At 68.0% G+C, this 16185-nt stretch carries 19 protein-coding genes; 4 read left to right on the plus strand and 15 right to left on the minus strand.

Features of this window, described 5'->3' with window-relative positions; translation table 11 throughout:
• Positions 1–83: 83 nt before the first annotated feature.
• The 11 genes from N5J73_RS07795 to ccmA all read right to left on the minus strand — a co-directional run bounded on the left by N5J73_RS07795 (position 84) and on the right by ccmA (position 8497).
• Entirely contained in the window at positions 84–428 is a 345-nt protein-coding gene (locus N5J73_RS07795; RefSeq protein WP_049447356.1) for a DUF1294 domain-containing protein, read from the minus strand.
• Positions 429–1541: a homoserine O-acetyltransferase gene (locus N5J73_RS07800; RefSeq protein ID WP_049447357.1), complete on the minus strand. Its 1113-nt coding sequence runs from the start codon at positions 1539–1541 to the stop codon at positions 429–431. It lies immediately after the preceding gene.
• Between the two features lie 194 nt (positions 1542–1735).
• On the minus strand, positions 1736–2725 hold the full coding sequence (locus N5J73_RS07805; protein ID WP_049447358.1) for a cytochrome c biogenesis protein: 990 nt from the start codon (positions 2723–2725) through the stop codon (positions 1736–1738).
• Positions 2719–3168: a cytochrome c-type biogenesis protein gene (locus N5J73_RS07810; RefSeq protein WP_049447359.1), complete on the minus strand. Its 450-nt coding sequence runs from the start codon at positions 3166–3168 to the stop codon at positions 2719–2721. Before N5J73_RS07810 ends, N5J73_RS07805 begins: the two co-directional genes overlap by 7 nt.
• 4 nt (positions 3169–3172) lie before the next feature.
• Entirely contained in the window at positions 3173–3790 is a 618-nt protein-coding gene (locus N5J73_RS07815; protein ID WP_049447360.1) for a DsbE family thiol:disulfide interchange protein, read from the minus strand.
• Between the two features lie 8 nt (positions 3791–3798).
• Positions 3799–5718, minus strand: coding sequence for a heme lyase CcmF/NrfE family subunit (locus N5J73_RS07820; RefSeq protein ID WP_049447361.1), 1920 nt, complete (start codon positions 5716–5718; stop codon positions 3799–3801).
• Positions 5719–6180, minus strand: a complete 462-nt coding sequence (gene ccmE / locus N5J73_RS07825; RefSeq protein ID WP_049447362.1) for a cytochrome c maturation protein CcmE — start codon at positions 6178–6180, stop codon at positions 5719–5721.
• Entirely contained in the window at positions 6177–6365 is a 189-nt protein-coding gene (locus N5J73_RS07830; protein WP_032129786.1) for a heme exporter protein CcmD, read from the minus strand. The genes ccmE and N5J73_RS07830 overlap by 4 nt, the downstream gene beginning before the upstream one ends.
• Positions 6362–7132 (minus strand): heme ABC transporter permease CcmC, encoded by a 771-nt coding sequence (gene ccmC / locus N5J73_RS07835; RefSeq protein ID WP_049447363.1) that lies wholly within the window; start codon positions 7130–7132, stop codon positions 6362–6364. The genes N5J73_RS07830 and ccmC overlap by 4 nt, the downstream gene beginning before the upstream one ends.
• 43 nt (positions 7133–7175) lie before the next feature.
• Positions 7176–7871: a heme exporter protein CcmB gene (gene ccmB, locus N5J73_RS07840; protein ID WP_049447364.1), complete on the minus strand. Its 696-nt coding sequence runs from the start codon at positions 7869–7871 to the stop codon at positions 7176–7178.
• Positions 7868–8497, minus strand: coding sequence for a heme ABC exporter ATP-binding protein CcmA (gene ccmA, locus N5J73_RS07845; RefSeq protein ID WP_049447365.1), 630 nt, complete (start codon positions 8495–8497; stop codon positions 7868–7870). The genes ccmB and ccmA overlap by 4 nt, the downstream gene beginning before the upstream one ends.
• A 178-nt stretch (positions 8498–8675) precedes the next feature.
• On the opposite strand from ccmA, the gene N5J73_RS07850 reads away from it, so the two are divergent.
• The 3 genes from N5J73_RS07850 to N5J73_RS07860 all read left to right on the plus strand — a co-directional run bounded on the left by N5J73_RS07850 (position 8676) and on the right by N5J73_RS07860 (position 11183).
• Positions 8676–9824, plus strand: coding sequence for a pyridoxal phosphate-dependent aminotransferase (locus N5J73_RS07850; protein ID WP_049447366.1), 1149 nt, complete (start codon positions 8676–8678; stop codon positions 9822–9824).
• Positions 9825–9838: 14 nt separating this feature from the next.
• Positions 9839–10645 carry an amidohydrolase gene (locus tag N5J73_RS07855; protein ID WP_049447367.1) on the plus strand — a complete coding sequence of 269 codons (807 nt, stop codon included), beginning with the start codon at positions 9839–9841 and terminating at the stop codon, positions 10643–10645.
• 103 nt (positions 10646–10748) lie between these two features.
• On the plus strand, positions 10749–11183 hold the full coding sequence (locus tag N5J73_RS07860; RefSeq protein ID WP_049447368.1) for a hypothetical protein: 435 nt from the start codon (positions 10749–10751) through the stop codon (positions 11181–11183).
• On the opposite strand, the gene N5J73_RS07865 is transcribed toward N5J73_RS07860, so the two are convergent.
• The gene (locus N5J73_RS07865) at positions 11170–11469 is read right to left on the minus strand and encodes a hypothetical protein (protein WP_226053707.1); all 300 of its coding nucleotides are present in this window, start codon (positions 11467–11469) and stop codon (positions 11170–11172) included. The genes N5J73_RS07860 and N5J73_RS07865 overlap by 14 nt on opposite strands.
• Positions 11470–11558: 89 nt before the next feature.
• Positions 11559–12686, minus strand: a complete 1128-nt coding sequence (locus tag N5J73_RS07870) for an MFS transporter (RefSeq protein ID WP_049447369.1) — start codon at positions 12684–12686, stop codon at positions 11559–11561.
• 90 nt (positions 12687–12776) lie between these two features.
• Here N5J73_RS07870 and N5J73_RS07875 point away from each other — a divergent pair, with 90 nt between their 5' ends.
• The gene (locus N5J73_RS07875) at positions 12777–13565 is read left to right on the plus strand and encodes a helix-turn-helix transcriptional regulator (RefSeq protein WP_049447370.1); all 789 of its coding nucleotides are present in this window, start codon (positions 12777–12779) and stop codon (positions 13563–13565) included.
• Between the two features lie 116 nt (positions 13566–13681).
• Here N5J73_RS07875 and N5J73_RS07880 read toward each other — a convergent pair whose 3' ends face one another.
• Together N5J73_RS07880 and scpB are read right to left on the minus strand one after the other, a co-directional pair.
• Positions 13682–15316: a pseudouridine synthase gene (locus N5J73_RS07880; RefSeq protein WP_049447371.1), complete on the minus strand. Its 1635-nt coding sequence runs from the start codon at positions 15314–15316 to the stop codon at positions 13682–13684.
• Entirely contained in the window at positions 15309–16184 is an 876-nt protein-coding gene (gene scpB / locus N5J73_RS07885) for an SMC-Scp complex subunit ScpB (RefSeq protein ID WP_049447372.1), read from the minus strand. The genes N5J73_RS07880 and scpB overlap by 8 nt, the downstream gene beginning before the upstream one ends.
• Position 16185 lies beyond the last annotated feature (1 nt).

The following is a 16185-nucleotide window of genomic DNA, read 5'->3' on the forward strand; positions in this document are numbered from 1 at the left end:
TTGGTCGGCACATCCACGCATGGCGTGGATCTACTGTAGAGCCGAGCCCATGCTCGGCTTCGGAAGCAAGTCAGCCGAGCCGGTCAATGGGAAAACTCGCGCAGCATCACCGCGATCGAGGCCACGTTGGCCAGCACGCACAGCCAGAACACCCACTGGAACGCGGCCTTGCGGTGCTTGTGGCGGAACATCGCCTGGCCCAGCAGCGCGCCGGGCCAACCGCCGGCAAAGGCCAGCAACTGCAATGTACGCTCGGGAATACGCCATTGCTTTCGCTGTGCCGCGCGCTTGTCGTGGCCATACAGCCCGAACGACACCGCGCTGCCCAGCAGGCACCAGCCACCCAGCCACAGCGGCAGCACACCGCTGATCATCAAGGCGGCCAGCGCGCCGAATGCGGCCAGCGCGAGATTACGCCGCCACGCCACTTACAGTGCGTCGAGGAAGCCGCGCACGGCCGGACCGAAACGCTCGAAATCGACGAGGAAGGCGTCGTGGCCCTGTGGCGATTCCAGGCCGATGAAGCGGGCATCGGCGCCGCCGGCGCGCAGGCCATCGGCGACCTGTTGCTGCTGCTGCACCGGGAACAGGATGTCGGTGTTGGCGCCGATCGCCAGCGCCTTTTCCACCCGGATCTTCGCCAGGCCGGCCAGCACATCGCCATCGGCGTACTCGGCCAGATCGAACCAGTCCATCGAACGGCTCAGGTACAGGTAGCAGTTCGGATCGAAGAAGCGCACGAAACGCCGTGCGTGGCCTTCCAGATAGCTTTCCACCTGGAATTCGAGGCCGAACGGATCGTCGTCGGCCTGGTCCGAATCCAGCCGCACGCGGCCGAAGCGGCCATCCCATTCCAGTGCGGAGCGGTAAGTGATCACGCCCAGCTTGCGCGCCATGCGCATGCCGGACTCGGGGTATTCGGCATCGTCGTAGTGGCCACCATTCCAGCGCGGATCAAGACGGATCGCCTCGCGCTGCAGTGAACGGATCGCGATCGAGAACGGCAGCGCCTGCGCACTACCAGAAATGTTGACGTGGCTGCGCGCGATGCCCGGTTGCAGCATCAGCACGGCCAGCGCGGTCATGCCGCCCATCGAATTGCCGACCACACAGGCCAGCTGCTCGATGCCCAGTGCCCGCACGACTTCGATCGCGGCGCGTGCGCCGTCTTCGATCGACAGCTCGGGGAAGTCGAGGCGATACGGTTCACCCGTGGCCGGATTGAGCGAGGCCGGACCGGTCGAACCCTTGCAGCTGCCCAGCGAGTTCACGCAGACCACGAACCAGCGGTCGGTATCGATCGGCTTGCCGGGGCCGACCATCCCTTCCCACCAGCCCGCTGCCGGGTTGGCGTCGTTGGCTGCCGCGTGTGCATCCGGCGACAGGCCGGTCACGATCAGGATCGCGTTACTGGCGTCGGCCGCCAGTGTTCCCCAGGTTTCATAGGCCACGCGCGCGCTGTGCAGGGCGCCGCCGCGCTTGAACGGGAAGGGCGAGGGCAGGGCGTGGAAGCGGGTGCCGGGCGGGATGAATTCGGTCATGCAGGCATTCTAGCGGGGCCGCATGCTAGCGGGGCCGCATGTGGAGCTGGCGACACGCTGGTTTCCATCGGCGATGCACCCGGACCGGATCGTCACATTCACGCATGGCGCGGATCTACTGTAGAGCCGAGCCCATGCTCGGCTGCCGTTGGTTTCCCAGCATTCCGCAGCCGAGCATGGCTCGGCTCTACGGGTCAAGGGAACCGCAGCTCCACCACGCCCTCATGCGGCAGGCTCACCTTCACCGGAACGCTCTGCAGGTCATCCTCGCTGCGGTTGGCGCTGCCGGTGCGCGAGATGCGTGCCAGCACTTCCACCTCACGATGGGCCGACAGCGGTGCGGTCGGCATCGGGCTGTCTCCGTCGCCCAGCCCTACCGTGGCCGGGAGGCCGGCCAGGGGCAGCTTGCGAGCGGCCACCGGCATCGGCGGGCCGCCGACGGCACGGGCCAGCACGAACACCTGGGTGCTGGCGGGCCAAACGGCGTTCTTCAGCGCAGGCAGCTGCACACGCACCTGCAGCAGCGCTGCTGGCGCCGCAGCGGCAGCATCGGGCGCCTGGCCGGCGGCCTCGCGGGCGATGGCGATCTGCGCCTGCAGCGCCTGCGCGGCGCCGGGCTCAAGCCGTGGCAGCAGGGCGCCCCACACGTCAGCGGCCTCGGCATTCTTTCCGCGCTGGCGCAGGGCGATGCCCAGCAACCAGCTGGCGCGCTCGGCATCGGGTGCCTGTGCACGTGCCTGCTGCAACCAGGCCATCGCGGTGTCATCGAACTGCTTGCCGGCATCGGCCTGCGCACGTGCCTGCGCGGCTTCCACCAGCACGCCCGGATCATCCGGTGCCAATGCGGCGGCCCTCGCGAAGGCGTCTGCCGCGGCCGAGACATTGCCCAGTTCGGCCTGCGATCGGCCCAGCAGCGCCCAGCCATCAGCCCGCTGCGGATCGCGCTTCAGTGCATCCTGCAGGGCCTGCACGCCATCGCGCAGGGTGGCTACCGATGGCGTCGGTTGTACCTGTGCTGCACGCGGATCACCGACCAGCAGATACAGGCAGGCACCGGCCACGCCGAGCGCGAGCGCGCCGACCACGAAACCGCGGCGCCCATGCTGGCGCAGTGGCCACAGCACCAGCGCCGCCATCAGTGCGGCCACCAGTCCAGCCAGCATCGGCAGCCAATGGCTCACCATCCGTCTCCTTCATCGGTCTTGCTGGCCGGCACGGCGGCGACCGCGCGGCCACGGCGGCGGACGATGCCCAGCACCACCAGAGCACCCGCACCGAGCATCAGCAGGGGACCGCCCCACAGCAGCCAGGTACCCGGCTGCAATGGTGGCTGGTAGAGCACGAACTCGCCGTAGCGGGCGACCAGGAACTGCTTGATCTGCGCGTCGTCGTGGCCCTGCTGCATCAGCTGCAGCACCTCGCGACGCAGGTCCTGGGCGATCTGCGCGTTGGAATCGGCCAGCGACTGGTTCTGGCACTGTACGCAGCGCAGCTGCGCGGCCAGGTCGTGAAAGCGGCGTTCTTCGGCGCCATCGCGGAACTGCAGCGGCTGCGGATCGTGCAGCGGCTGCTGTGCCACCGCGGCCAGCGGCAGCATCAGAAGCAGCAGTGCCAGCAGCCAGCGCATGGGCTCAGGGCGCCGTGTGCAGCGTGCTACCGGCATTGCCCTGGGCCTTCTCGATCTTTTCCAGCGCCGGAATCAGCTTCTCGTCGACCACGCGCTGGGTCATCGCACCGCTGTACTTCCAGCGCACGATGCCGCTGCCGTCGACAAGGAAGGTCTCCGGTGCCGCGGTCACACCCCAGTCGATCGCGGTGCGGCCTTCGACGTCGCTGAGCACGACCATGAACGGGTTGCCCAGCTGTTCCAGCCAATGCAGGGCATCGGTCGGGTCGTCCTTCCAGTTGTAGCCGATCACGCGCACGCGCTTGCTCTCGGCGAAACGGGTCAGCACCGGGTGTTCCTCGCGGCAGGCCGCGCACCAGCTGCCCCACACGTTCAACAGATACGGCGCGCCGCGCAGGTCGTCGCTGTGCACGATCATTTCCGGGTCGTGCAGCACCGGCAGGGCGAACGCCGGCGCCGGCTTGTCGATCAGCGCCGATGGCAGCACGTCGCGCTGCGGATCACCTGATTTCATCACCCCGTAGATCATCAGCCCGAGCAGGCCGAAGAAGAACAGCACGCCGATCACGATGGCTACCGGCGGCAGCGGGCGGGAGGTGCGCGGGGCGGGGGACTCGGACATGGAAACTCCTACGGACGACGGAAACGGCGGTCGGCGGCGGTGATGAATCCGCCCAGGGCCATCAGCAGCGCGCCCAGCCAGATCCAGCGCACGAACGGCTTGATATGCACCCGGACCGCCCATGCATTGTTGCCCAGCGGCTCGCCCAATGCCACGTAGACGTCGCCGTCGAAGCGTGCATCGATGCCGGCCTCGGTCATCACCTGGCCGCCGCTGGCGTACTGGCGCTTCTCCGGGTGCAGCAGGGCCAGTTCGCGGCCGTCGTGGAACACCCGCAGGTGACCGCGGTCAGCGATGAAATTGGGGCCTTCGCGATGGTCCACGCCTTCGAAGCGCACTTCGTAGCGACCGACCACCAGCTGCTGGCCCGGGGCCAGCGCCACTTCGCGCTGCACGTTCAAGGCTTCCACCAGCAGCGCGCCGGCCAGGAACACGGCGATGCCGGCGTGGGCAACGATCATGCCGAGCATTTCGGCGGTGAAGCGGCCGTTGCCGCGCAGTCGCTGCCAGACGAAGCGTGCGGTACCGAGTGCGACCCAGGCCGCAGCGGCCACGCCGATGCCGGCCTTCCAGCCGTTCTGCGGCGCCTGCCACCAGGCCAGCGCGCCCAGCAGCAGCGCCAGGCCCAGCCACGGTGCCAGCAGCGCGAAGGCGCGCGAGGGCTGGTCACGCTGCCATTTCACCAGCGGGCCGAACGGCAGCAGCAGGATCATCGGTGCCATCAGCAGCAGGAACAGGCTGCCGAAGTAGGGCGGGCCGACCGAGATCTTCCCCAGCGACAGCGCATCGGCCAGCAACGGATACAGCGTGCCGAGCAGCACCATCGCGCAGGCCGTGGCCAGCAGCAGGTTGTTGGCCAGCAGCAGGGTCTCGCGCGAGGTGGCGGTGAAGCCTCGGCGTGGATCGTCGGCGTCCACGCTCAGCTGGCTGGCGCGCAGGGCGTACAGCAGCAGGCTGCCACCGACCAGCACCGACAGGAAGACCAGGATGAACAGGCCGCGCGAGGGATCGGCTGCGAACGAATGCACGCTGGTCAGCACGCCGGAGCGCACCAGGAAGGTGCCCAGCAGTGACAGCGCGAAGGCGGCAATCGCCAGCAACAGCGTCCAGCTGCCGAAGGTGCCGCGCTTTTCGGTGACGGCCTGCGAGTGGATCAGTGCCGCACCGACCAGCCATGGCATGAAGCTGGCGTTCTCCACCGGGTCCCAGAACCACCAGCCGCCCCAGCCCAGCTCGTAATAGGCCCACCAGCTGCCCAGCGCGATGCCCAGGGTCAGGAAACCCCAGGCGACGTTGGTCCAGGGTCGCGTCCAGCGCAGCCAGCGCGCATCCACGCGACCTTCCAGCAGCGCCGCTACCGCGAATGCGAACGGAACGGCGAAGCCCACGTATCCGATGTACAACATCGGCGGATGGATGATCAGCCCCGGGTCCTGCAGCAGCGGGTTGAGGTCGCGACCTTCCAGCGGCGCCGGGTTCAGGCGCAGGAACGGATTGGAGGTGAAGATCAGGAAGGCGAGGAAGCCGACGCTGACGATGCCCATCACCGCCAGTACGCGCGCCTGCACCGGTGCCGGCAAGTGCCGCGAGAACAGCGCCACCGCGCCGGTCCACAGTGCCAGCACCAGCGCCCACATCAGCAGGGAGCCCTCGTGCGCGCCCCAGACCGCCGAATAGCGGTAGATCATCGGCAGCAGCGAATTGGAGTTCTCGGCCACGTAGCGCACTGAGAAGTCCTGCTGCACGAATGCGGCGGTGAGCACCGCGAACGCGCCGGCGATCAGCAGCAGCTGCGCGAAGGCAGCAGGCCGTGCCACCGCCATCCATGCCGTGTTGCTGCGATGCGCGCCAACCAGTGGCAGGCTGGCCTGCAGCAGCGAGGCCAGCAACGCGCACAACAGCAGGATCTGACCCAGTTCGGGCAGCACTCAGCGCACCTCGGGTGCCGTTACCGGCACGTCGTGCTTGCGATGGGCGTCGCCCATCTTGTCGGCCACTTCCTTCGGCACGTACTTCTCATCGTGCTTGGCCAGCACCTCGTCGGCGACGAAGGTGCCGTCCTGCAGGCGACCAGTGGCGACCACCGCGGTGCCTTCGGCAAACATGTCCGGCAGGATCCGCGACGTGGTCACTGCCAGCTGGGCATCGCCGTCGGTCACTTCAAATCGTGCTTCCAGCGAGCCGACCGGTCGGTTGAAGGAACCTTTCACCACCATGCCGCCCAGGCGGAAGCGCGACTGCGCATCGACATCCCCGCGCAGCACTTCCGAAGGTGTGTAGAGGTAGGCGATGTTGCGCTCCAGCGCCATCGCCACCAGCGCGGTGGCCAGCCCGGAGGCGAGCAGGGCCAGCAGTACCCAGGCCAGGCGACGGCGTTGTACCGGCGTCATCGTTCCAGCTCCGTCGACAGCGGCGCTGCAGCATCCTGTTTGACGGCGCGGGTCTGCTGCCGCTGCTGACGGGCCAGCGCCAACCGGCGTGCCACACGCAGGCGCAGCCATGAACCGATGGCATCGGCGCCGAGCACCAGTACGAACACGGCGTAGGCGCCGATCACATAGGGCAGGTGGGTCATGATCGGGCCTCCCCGGCCGCACGTGCGGCATCGACGCGGCCACCGACCCAGGCCTTGCCGGCCTCGCGGTCGAGATTGTCGGCGCGGGCCTTGGCCAGCACCGAGCCGGCGAACCAGAACTTGGTGCCGATCACCATCCACCACAGTGGCGCGATCATCGCGCTGCTGATCGCCGATTCACCGAACACGCTGATCGACTGGCGCTGGTGCAGGCCGCCCCACCAGTCCACCGAGTAGCGGATCACCGGCAGCAGGCTGACACCGACGATGGCCAGCAGGCCGGCCGCGCGCGCGGCGCTGCGGCGGTCCTCGATGGCGTGGTACAGGCCAATCACGCCCAGGTACAGGAACAGCAGCACCAGCTCGCTGGTCATGCGCGGGTCCCAGTCCCACCAGGTGCCCCAGGTGCCCTTGCCCCAGATGCTGCCGGTCAACAGGGTGATCAGGGTGAAGCCGGCACCCATCGGCGCACACGCCATGGCCAGGATCTCGCAGACCTTGATCCGCCAGATCAGGGCGATGGCGGCATACAGCGCCATCAGCGCGAACACGAACAGGCTCATCCAGGCACTGGGCACGTGGATGTAGAGGATGCGGAAGCTGTCCAGCTGCTTGGCTTCCGGCGGCACCACCAGCAGCGCCTGCCACATGCCGACCAGTAGCACCGGCACCGCAGCCAGGTAGAACACCCGCGACCAGCGGGCAGCGAAGCGGTCGAACGTGGGAGGCGAACCGAGTTGGTGGAACCAGCGGACAATCGGATTCATGCGTGGCGGCTATCCAGCAGGGGGGGATTGGCTCTCAGCTCGGTCAACTCAGAGAAATACGTATTGCAGCGGCAGTGGCCAGCGGTGCCAGCACCAGCGCGACCAGCAGGCCGGCGCCCAGCATCAGCAGCGCACCGACCGGATCCTGCCCGCGTCCGGCTGCCACCAGACTGCCTGCGCCGAACACCAGCACCGGCACGTACAGCGGCAGCGACAGCAACGCCACGAGAATACCAGAGCGTCGGATGCCCACGGTCAGCGCGGCGACCACGCCACCGATCAGGCTCAGCAACGGCGTTCCCAGCAGCAACGATGCCAGCAGCATCGGCAGCTGGTCATGCGGCAGATGCAGCATTTCGGCCAGCAGCGGGCTGACCACGATCAACGGCAGGGCGGTGGTGGCCCAGTGCAGCAGCACGCGCACCAGCACCAGCCAGGCCAGCGGCACCGGCGCCAGCAGCCATTGTTCCAGCGAGCCGTCTTCGGCATCGGAGCGGAACAGTGAATCCAGCGACAGCTGCCCGGCCAGCAGCACAGCAAGCCACAGCACTGCGCCTGCGGTGGCGGCCAGCAGGTTTGGCTCGCGGCCCTGGGCCAGCGCGAACAGCACCACCACCAGCACCGCGAACAGCAGCGGCTGCAGCGCGTCGCCGCGGCGCCGCCAGAGCAGGCGCAGGTCGCGCTTGAGCAGGGCGCCTGCGGTCTGCCACAGGCCCGGTTCGGTGCCCGGCGCGATCATGCGGCACCGCCGAGGTCGAGCTGGCGGGTCCGCACCGGCGGTGCGGCATAGGCGCCGTGGGTGGTGACCAGCGCAGCGCCACCGGCGCGCAGGTGCGCGGAAATCATCCGGTTGACCAGAGTGATGCCCTCCAGGTCGAGGTTGGCGTAGGGTTCGTCGAGCAGCCACAGCGGCGCCGGCGACAGCCAGATGCGCGCCAGTGCCAGCCGCCGCTTCTGCCCGGCCGATAGATGCCGCACAAGGGTTTCCTCATATCCGGCCAGGCCGACAATGGCCAGCGCGTTGCCCGGCATCTGCCGTGCGCGGCGGCCGTGCAGGCCGCACAGGAAGTGCAGGTTCTCCAGCGTGTCCAGGTCTGGCTTCAGCGCCGGCAGATGGCTGAGGTAGGCCACGTAGCGTGCACGTTCGGCATTGTTGGCCGGCTTGCCGTCGATCCGCACCTGCCCGGCCCCGGGCCGGGCCAGGCCGGCCAGCACGCGCAGCAGCGTGGTCTTGCCGGCGCCGTTGCCGCCCTGCACCAGCAGGGCTTCGCCGGCGTCCACATGGAAGTCCAGCGGGCCGAACACCGGCTCGTCATTGCGGGAGAAGCTCAGGCCGCTGGCAGCCAGCAATGCAGGGGTGTTCAAGGGGCAAAGGTCTTCATGCCGGAGTGCGGCGGCAATTGTAGCGGTGAATGCCGATGGTAGTGCCGGCCTCTGGCCGGCAATTTCGCCACCTGCCAGCCGAAGTTGCCGGCCGGCAGCCGGCACTACCGACGCGCGGATTGCGTAAACTCGCAGGTCTGTTCCCCCACAGCCCAGGCCGATGCAACCCACCACCAAGCTGCCCAAGGTCGGTACCACGATCTTCACCGTGATGTCCCAGCTCGCCGCCGAACACGGCGCAGTCAACCTGGGCCAGGGTTTTCCGGACTTTTCGGCGCCGCAGCGCCTGATCGACGAGACTGCCAGGGCGATGGTCGCCGGGCTGAACCAGTACCCGCCGATGACCGGCGTGGCGCCGCTGCGCCAGGCCATCGCGCAGAAGGCGCTGGACTGCTACGGCGCCCAGGTCGATGCGGACAGCGAGATCACTGTCACCAGCGGTGGCACCGAGGCCATCTTCAACGCCATCCACGCCGTCGTGCGTGCCGGCGAGGAAGTGATCGTGCTCGACCCGGCCTATGACTGCTACGAACCGGCGATCGACCTGGCCGGTGCCAAGGCCGTACATGTGTCGCTCGATCCGCAGACGTTCGCCGTCGACTGGGACCGCGTGCGTGCGGCGATCACCCCGCGCACCCGCATGTTGATCGTCAACACCCCGCACAATCCGTCCGGCGCGATGCTGTCGGCGCAGGACATGCAGGCACTGGCCGAGCTGCTGCGTGGCACGCAGATCTACCTGATCTCCGATGAGGTGTACGAACACATCATCTACGACGGCCGCCGCCATGAATCGGCGCTGCGCTACCCGGAACTGCGCGAGCGCGCGTTCGTGATCTCCAGCTTCGGCAAGACCTACCACTGCACCGGCTGGAAGATCGGCTATGCGATCGCACCGCCGGCGCTGACCGCCGAGTTCCGCAAGGTGCACCAGTACAACACCTTCACCAGCTTCGGCCCGGCGCAGTACGGCTTCGCCGCGATGATCCGTGACGAGCCCGAGCACCACCTGGAGCTGGGCGCGTTCTACCAGGCCAAGCGCGACCGCTTCCGCGAGCAGCTGGCCGGCACCCGCCTGAAGGCGCTGCCGGTGCCGGGTGGCTACTTCCAGCTGGTCGATTACTCGGCCATCAGCGACCTGCCAGACCATGAGTTCGTGAAGTGGCTGACCATCGAGAAGGGCGTCACTGCCATTCCGCTGTCACCGTTCTACGAGAACCCGCCGGCCGGCCAGCGCCTGGTGCGTCTGTGCTTCGCCAAGAACGAAGCGACCATGGACGCGGCCATCGAACGCCTGCGCCTGCTGTGAGCGGAGGGCTGAACATGCAGGACCTGCGCATTTCCCTCGTCCAGGGCGACACCCGCTGGCACGACCCGGCGGGCAACCGCGCCTACTACGGCGCGCTGCTGGCGCCGCTGGCCGGCAACACCGATCTGGTGATCCTGCCGGAGACCTTCACCAGTGGCTTCTCCAACGAAGCCATTGCCCAGGCCGAAGGCATGGACGGCCCGACCGTGGCCTGGGTGCGCGAGCAGGCCAGGGCCTTGGACGCGGCGGTGATCGGCAGCGTGCAGCTGCGTGATGGCGATGGCGTCTACAACCGCCTGCTGTTCGCCACGCCCGATGGTGAGCTGCAGTACTACGACAAGCGCCACCTGTTCCGCTACGGCGGCGAGCACGAGCGTTATGCCGCCGGTCGCGACCGCCTGAGCGTGGAATGGAAAGGCTGGCGGATCAATCCGCAGGTCTGCTACGACCTGCGTTTCCCGGTGTTCTGCCGCAACCGCTACAACGTGGAGCGTCCGCAGCAGCTGGATTTCGACCTGCAGATCTTCGTCGCCAACTGGCCTTCGGCACGCGCCTATGCGTGGAAGACACTGCTGCGTGCACGTGCGATCGAGAACCTGTGCTTCGTTGCTGCGGTGAACCGTGTCGGCGTCGATGGCAACCAGCTGCACTACGCCGGCGACAGCGCGGTGCTGGATTTCCTCGGCCAGCCGCAGGTGGAGATCCGCGAACGCGAACAGGTGGTCACCACCACCATTTCGGCCGAGGCGCTGGCGGCACACCGCGCACGTTTCCCGGCGATGCTTGATGCCGACGCCTTCCATCTGGACGAACAGGCCTGAGCGACGGCCTGAACGCTGCCGCACCAGCGCGCGCGCCTGCATTCAACCTGCACGCGCGCGCTGCTAGATTCGCCGCCAGTCCGACCGAACGGGAAGTCCCGCCATGAACAAGCCCTTCGCCCTGCTGCTGGCCCTGTCTGCCGCATCGCTCGCCCCGGCCGCGCACGCTGCCGGCAACCTCGATTGCGAGCTGCGCTACAACCTGTCCGGCTGGTCGCTGATCTACAAGACGGCTTCCGGCAATGGCACGGTCACCTGCAGCAACGGCGCCAGCATGCCGGTGCACATCCAGATGAAGGGGGGCGGCCTGACCGTGGGCAAGTCGAAGATCACCAACGGGCGCGGCAATTTCACCGGCGCGATCAGCATCGACCAGCTGCTGGGCACTTACGCGTCGGTTGGTGCACATGCCGGTGCGATGAAATCCAGCAATGCGCAGGTGATGACCAAGGGCGACATCTCACTGGCCCTGTCCGGTACCGGCAAGGGCTGGGACCTGGGCGTGGACGGTACCGCGTTCACCCTCAGCCGGCGCTGAGGCGCGACGGCTCGGCAGCTCCCCAGCTGATGCGGATGTAGTGCTGTTCGGAGTCGCTCAATAACCGTTCGATACCGAAACCATTCTTCAGCAGCTGCGCGACCACGTCTTCGACGAGCTGCTCGCTGGCCATTACCTGGTTGAAGCCGAACACGATGTAGCGTCGGCCATTTTCCGAGCCGATCTGGATAGCGTTGTCGAGATCGCGGTAGAACAGTTCGATTGGGCGCTTGGCAGCATCGGCGTTGGCGCGGGCCTGTTCGGCGGTGATGGTGATCACGGGCATCTGTCTTGTGTGGGAGAGCGCGCACGATAGCCGGGGAATCAAAACCATTCCCGGAAGGCGCGCACAGTGCGCTGCTTTTGCAGCAATTCCTAGGCTGCAACGGGACGCCGCCGCTGCAGCCACAAGGCCAGCAGGCCACACACGATGAGGGTCGGTGCCAGCAGCTGCACTGCACCGACCAGCGCCATCGCCGCACCGATCAACAGGTAGTAGAGCAGGCCGAACAGCGCGCCTGCGCTGCCGAGACAGTGTGGATAGCCACGCAGGGCCTGGCCGAGCACATTGGGAATGGCAAGGCCGAAGCCCGTCACCACCGGCACCATCGCCGCGACCAGGGCGGGGTGATCATGCAGCAGCGCAGCCAGCAGGCCTCCCGTCAGAACCAAGCCTGCGGCGATGCGGATACGCGCGGTTGTGGAAACGCCTGCACGCAGCAGGCAGCCATTGCCCCACGCGCCCAATGCCGAGCCCAGTGCCAGCACCGCGCCGCTGGCGCCGAACCAGGTGGCTGGCCAGTGCAGGCGCGCGAACACGAAGGGGCCGAGTACATACCAGCTGTACATCGCCACGTTGAAGGCCATCACCAGCAACGCGTGTGACCAGATCCAGCGATCGCGCAGCAGCTGCCGCAGCAGCAGCAGCATGGGCGTGTGCGGGATCTGTGCAGGGCGACTTTCACGCAGGCCTGCCAGGCATGCCACCGCCAGCAGGGCGGCGATCAGCAGCAGGCCGGACTGTACGCCGACATAGCCATGGGTGGCGACCAGCAGCGTGCCCAGTGCAAGGCCGATGGCCGGGCTCAGGGCCAGGGCCATGCCGATCCAGGAGAATGCCTGCGCCAATGCCGGCCCCCGCAGATGGTCGCGCAGCACGGTCTGGGTGACCACCGAAGCGGCGGCGGCGCCGACTGCGGCCAGCGCCTGGGCCAGCAGTACCTGGCCGAAGCTGCCTGCCATCAGGCCGCCCAATGCAGCCACTGCGAAGACGCCGAGGCCACAGAGAAGGGCGGGGCGGCGACCGAGGCGATCGGCCAAGCGCCCCCACAGCAGCACGCCTGCAGCGAAGCCGAACAGGTACAGGCTCATGGCCTGGCTGGCGGCACTCGGCGGCAAGGAGAAGCGTTTGGCCAGATCGGCCAGGGCCGGGCTGTACAGGGTCTGTGCCAGCTGCGGAAACATCAGCAGTGCAATGGTCAGCAACAACAGGCGGCGCGACATGCGGGCGCTCCAGGAACAGGGCCGCGCATTGTGGTCGCGTCCGCAATGGCGCACCCTGTCTAATCTGTCATTGGATGTATGAAATCAGACATGGCCTGGTTGCAGCCGGACGCGCACTTCGACGCCGATGCCTGGAGCGCTCCGGTGCTGGGTATCGCGGCCTCACTGGCGGATCACGATTCGGGTTGGCACCAGCACGCACGCGCGCAGCTGCTGTATACCCGGCAGGGCTGTACACGCCTGACTTACGGTGATCGCATCAGCCTGCTGCCGCCCGCGCGCGCCGCGTGGATCCCGGGTGGGCTGCGCCATCGCGCGCAGATGCGCCAGGCGGTCGACTACCGTTCGTTGTACTTCGACGCCAGCCTGGCGGCCCAGCTGCCCCGGCAGCCGGCGATCATCGGCGTGGGTCCGCTGCTGCAGGCGTTGCTGGAGCCGATCGCACAGGCACCGTTCGACCAGGACTGGCAGGCGCCGCGTGCGCACCACCAACTGGCGTTGTGCGTGCTGGAAATCGCCGCTGCACCGCTGGCGCCGATGGACCTGCCTTTACCGCGTGATCCACGAATCACACGTTGCCTGCCGCTGGCCGAACAGCTGCCGCCCGAACTGGGGGAGCTGGCCGCGCGCACGGGCCTGAGCGCGCGTACCGTCGGCCGGTTGATGCAACGTGATACCGGCATGAGCTATCAGGCCTGGCGCCAGCAATGGCGCCTGATGCGGGCCATGGAGCTGCTGCTGCTCGGCCGTCGCGTCGCGCATGTGGCCCAGGACACCGGCTTCTCCGCCGAGAGCCCGTTCATCGCCTTCTTCCGCAGCATGACCGGCACCACGCCCGCCGCGTTCCAGCGCCACGCAAAAGGGGACGGAGGGGATTAAGTCGCTTTCGCCCCTTCGACACACACAGTGGCAAAAACGACTTAATCCCCTCCGTCCCCTTTTCAACGAAAAACCCCGGCCGGAGCCGGGGTTTTTCATTTCAGTCGGGTCGGTGATCAGCCGCCGCGCGGGCCGCTGCGGCGCGGGCCGCCCGGACCGCGGTTGCCGCCGGGGCCACCCGGGCCACGGTTGCCACCCGGACCGCCCGGGCCGCGATTACCGCCCGGACCACGGTTGCCGCCGCCCGGACCACGACCGCCCGGACGGGCGCCCTGCGCCGGCTTCGGGCTGCCATACGGGTTGAAGCCCGGAGTGGCGTGGTCGGACGGGAAGCTCGGGGCATTGCCCGGATGGCCATACGGGTGCTTGTTGCCCTGGCCCTGCGAGCGGTTGCCCGCACCGGCCGGACGGCCCTGGCCGCCTGCGCCGCTCCGGCCTTCGCCGCCGAAACCGCCACGGCCCTGGCCGCCACCGGCGCCTGCGCCCGGACCCTTCGGCTTGCCGTACGGACGGCCCTGGCCGCCTGCACCCGGACCACGGGCGCCGGGGCCACGTGCGCCCGGACCGGCATTGCGATGGCCGCTCGGGCCGGTGCTCACGCCATCCGGCACGTACCAGGTGCGGAACGCCGCCGGATTGCCTTCCGGCAGCGAACGATCGTTCTTCTGGGCGCGCTGCTTGAACGGCTTCTGCGACTGCTTGGCTGCCGCTTCACCGCTGACCGTCAGGCCGCCCTTGAAGCCGCCACCCTTGCCGCCGCGACCACGGCCGCGGTCTTCGCGGACGTTGTCGAAACGACGCAGCTCGCGGCCTTCGTCGGCGGTGTTGTGGCCGTTGACATAGGCATTGCCGCGGCCACCTTCGCGCACGCGCACGGTGGTCTTGGCGGCGCGGCGCTGGCCGATCACCGGCTGCAGCGTCAGTGCCGACGGTGCGCCTTCTTCCAGCTTCAGCTGCGCGCGCAGGGCTTCCACCTGGGCGGTGCCCAGTTCCACCGAATGGCCACGGGCCAGTTCGCGCGGCAGGCTCACCTTGCCATAGCGGGTGCGCTTCAGGCGGCTGACCTGGCAGCCCTGCGATTCCCACAGGCGGCGCACTTCGCGGTTGCGGCCTTCCTTCACCACGACGCGGAACCAGTCGTGCGAATCGGTGCCGCCGATGCGTTCGATCTCGTCGAACTTGGCCGGGCCGTCTTCCAGTGCCACGCCACGGGTGAGGCGGTCGACGATGGCGTCGGAGACCTTTTCCTCGCCTTCCGGCGCACGCACGCGCACCACGTACTCGCGCTCGACCTCGAACGACGGGTGCATCATGGCGTTGGCCAGTTCACCGTCGGTGGTGGCCAGCAGCAGGCCGGTGGTGTTGATGTCCAGGCGGCCGATCGCGATCCAGCGCGCGCCCTTCAGCGGCGGCAGCGATTCGAACACGGTCGGGCGGCCTTCCGGATCATCGCGGGTGGTCACTTCGCCTTCCGGCTTGTTGTAGACCAGCACGCGCGACGGCTCGGCCAGGGCGGTGGCGACGAAGCCACGGCCATCCAGTTCGATCTTGTCGCCGCTCTTGACCGACATGCCGGTCTGCGCGACTTCACCGTTGACCTTGACCAGGCCTTCGGCGATGCGCTGTTCCAGCGCGCGGCGCGAGCCGAGGCCGGCCTGGGCCAGCACCTTGTGCAGGCGCTCTTCCAGCTTGAACTGTTCGGAGGTGGCTTCGCGCTTCAGCGAGAGCTTGTTACGGGGGGTGTCACTCATCAGTTTTGCTCCGGCCGACGGTTTCGAGGTCGGCCTCTGGTTCGGAATCGGCTTGGTCAACAGCCACGGTCGTCATCGCGACGGCGTTGTCTTCGCGTTCGTTCACTGGCACCGCGCGCTCGCCCGGCGCGGAATCGGGGTGCCCATCATCGAGGGGCGAAGGTGCTTGCTCATCGGAAGCCGACGCAGACGCTGCATCGGCGGAATCGGGGGTGTCGCTGCCGGCCAGGCCGGTGTCATCGTTCGCGGCAGCGCCATCGGCGCCAGCCGAAATGTCAGGACCGTCGGCACTGGCGGCGGCCGGTGCGTCACGGTCCAGGGACAGCTGGGGTTCCAGCTCGCCCAGGTCCTTCAGTTCCGACAGTGGCGGCAGCTCATCCAATCGCTTCAGGCCGAAATAATCCAGAAAGCCCTTGGTGGTGCCGAACAGCGCCGGCTTGCCGGGCACATCGCGGTGGCCGACCACGCGGATCCACTCGCGTTCTTCCAGCGCCTGGATGATGTTGCTGCTGACCGCCACGCCGCGCACCTGCTCGATCTCGCCGCGGGTGATCGGCTGCCGGTAGGCGATCAGCGCCAGGGTTTCCAGGGTGGCGCGGGTGTAACGGGTCTTGCGTTCGGTCCACAGCCGGCTGATCCAGCCATGCACTTCGCCGGTGACCTGGTAGCGGAAGCCGGAGGCGACCTCGACCAGTTCCACGCCGCGCCCTTCGCAGGCCTCGCGCAGGCGTTCCAGTGCGCGTTCGATGCTACCCGGAGGTGCCGGTTCCTCTTCCGGGAACAGATCCTTCAGCTGGGCCAGGGTGAGCGGCTGGCTGGAGGCCAGCAGGGCACCCTCGACAATGCGGTTGATCAGCAATTGATCCATC

It is taken from the genome of Stenotrophomonas sp. GD03654 (genome assembly GCF_029845105.1).
GTDB classification, from domain to species: Bacteria; Pseudomonadota; Gammaproteobacteria; order Xanthomonadales; family Xanthomonadaceae; genus Stenotrophomonas; species Stenotrophomonas africana.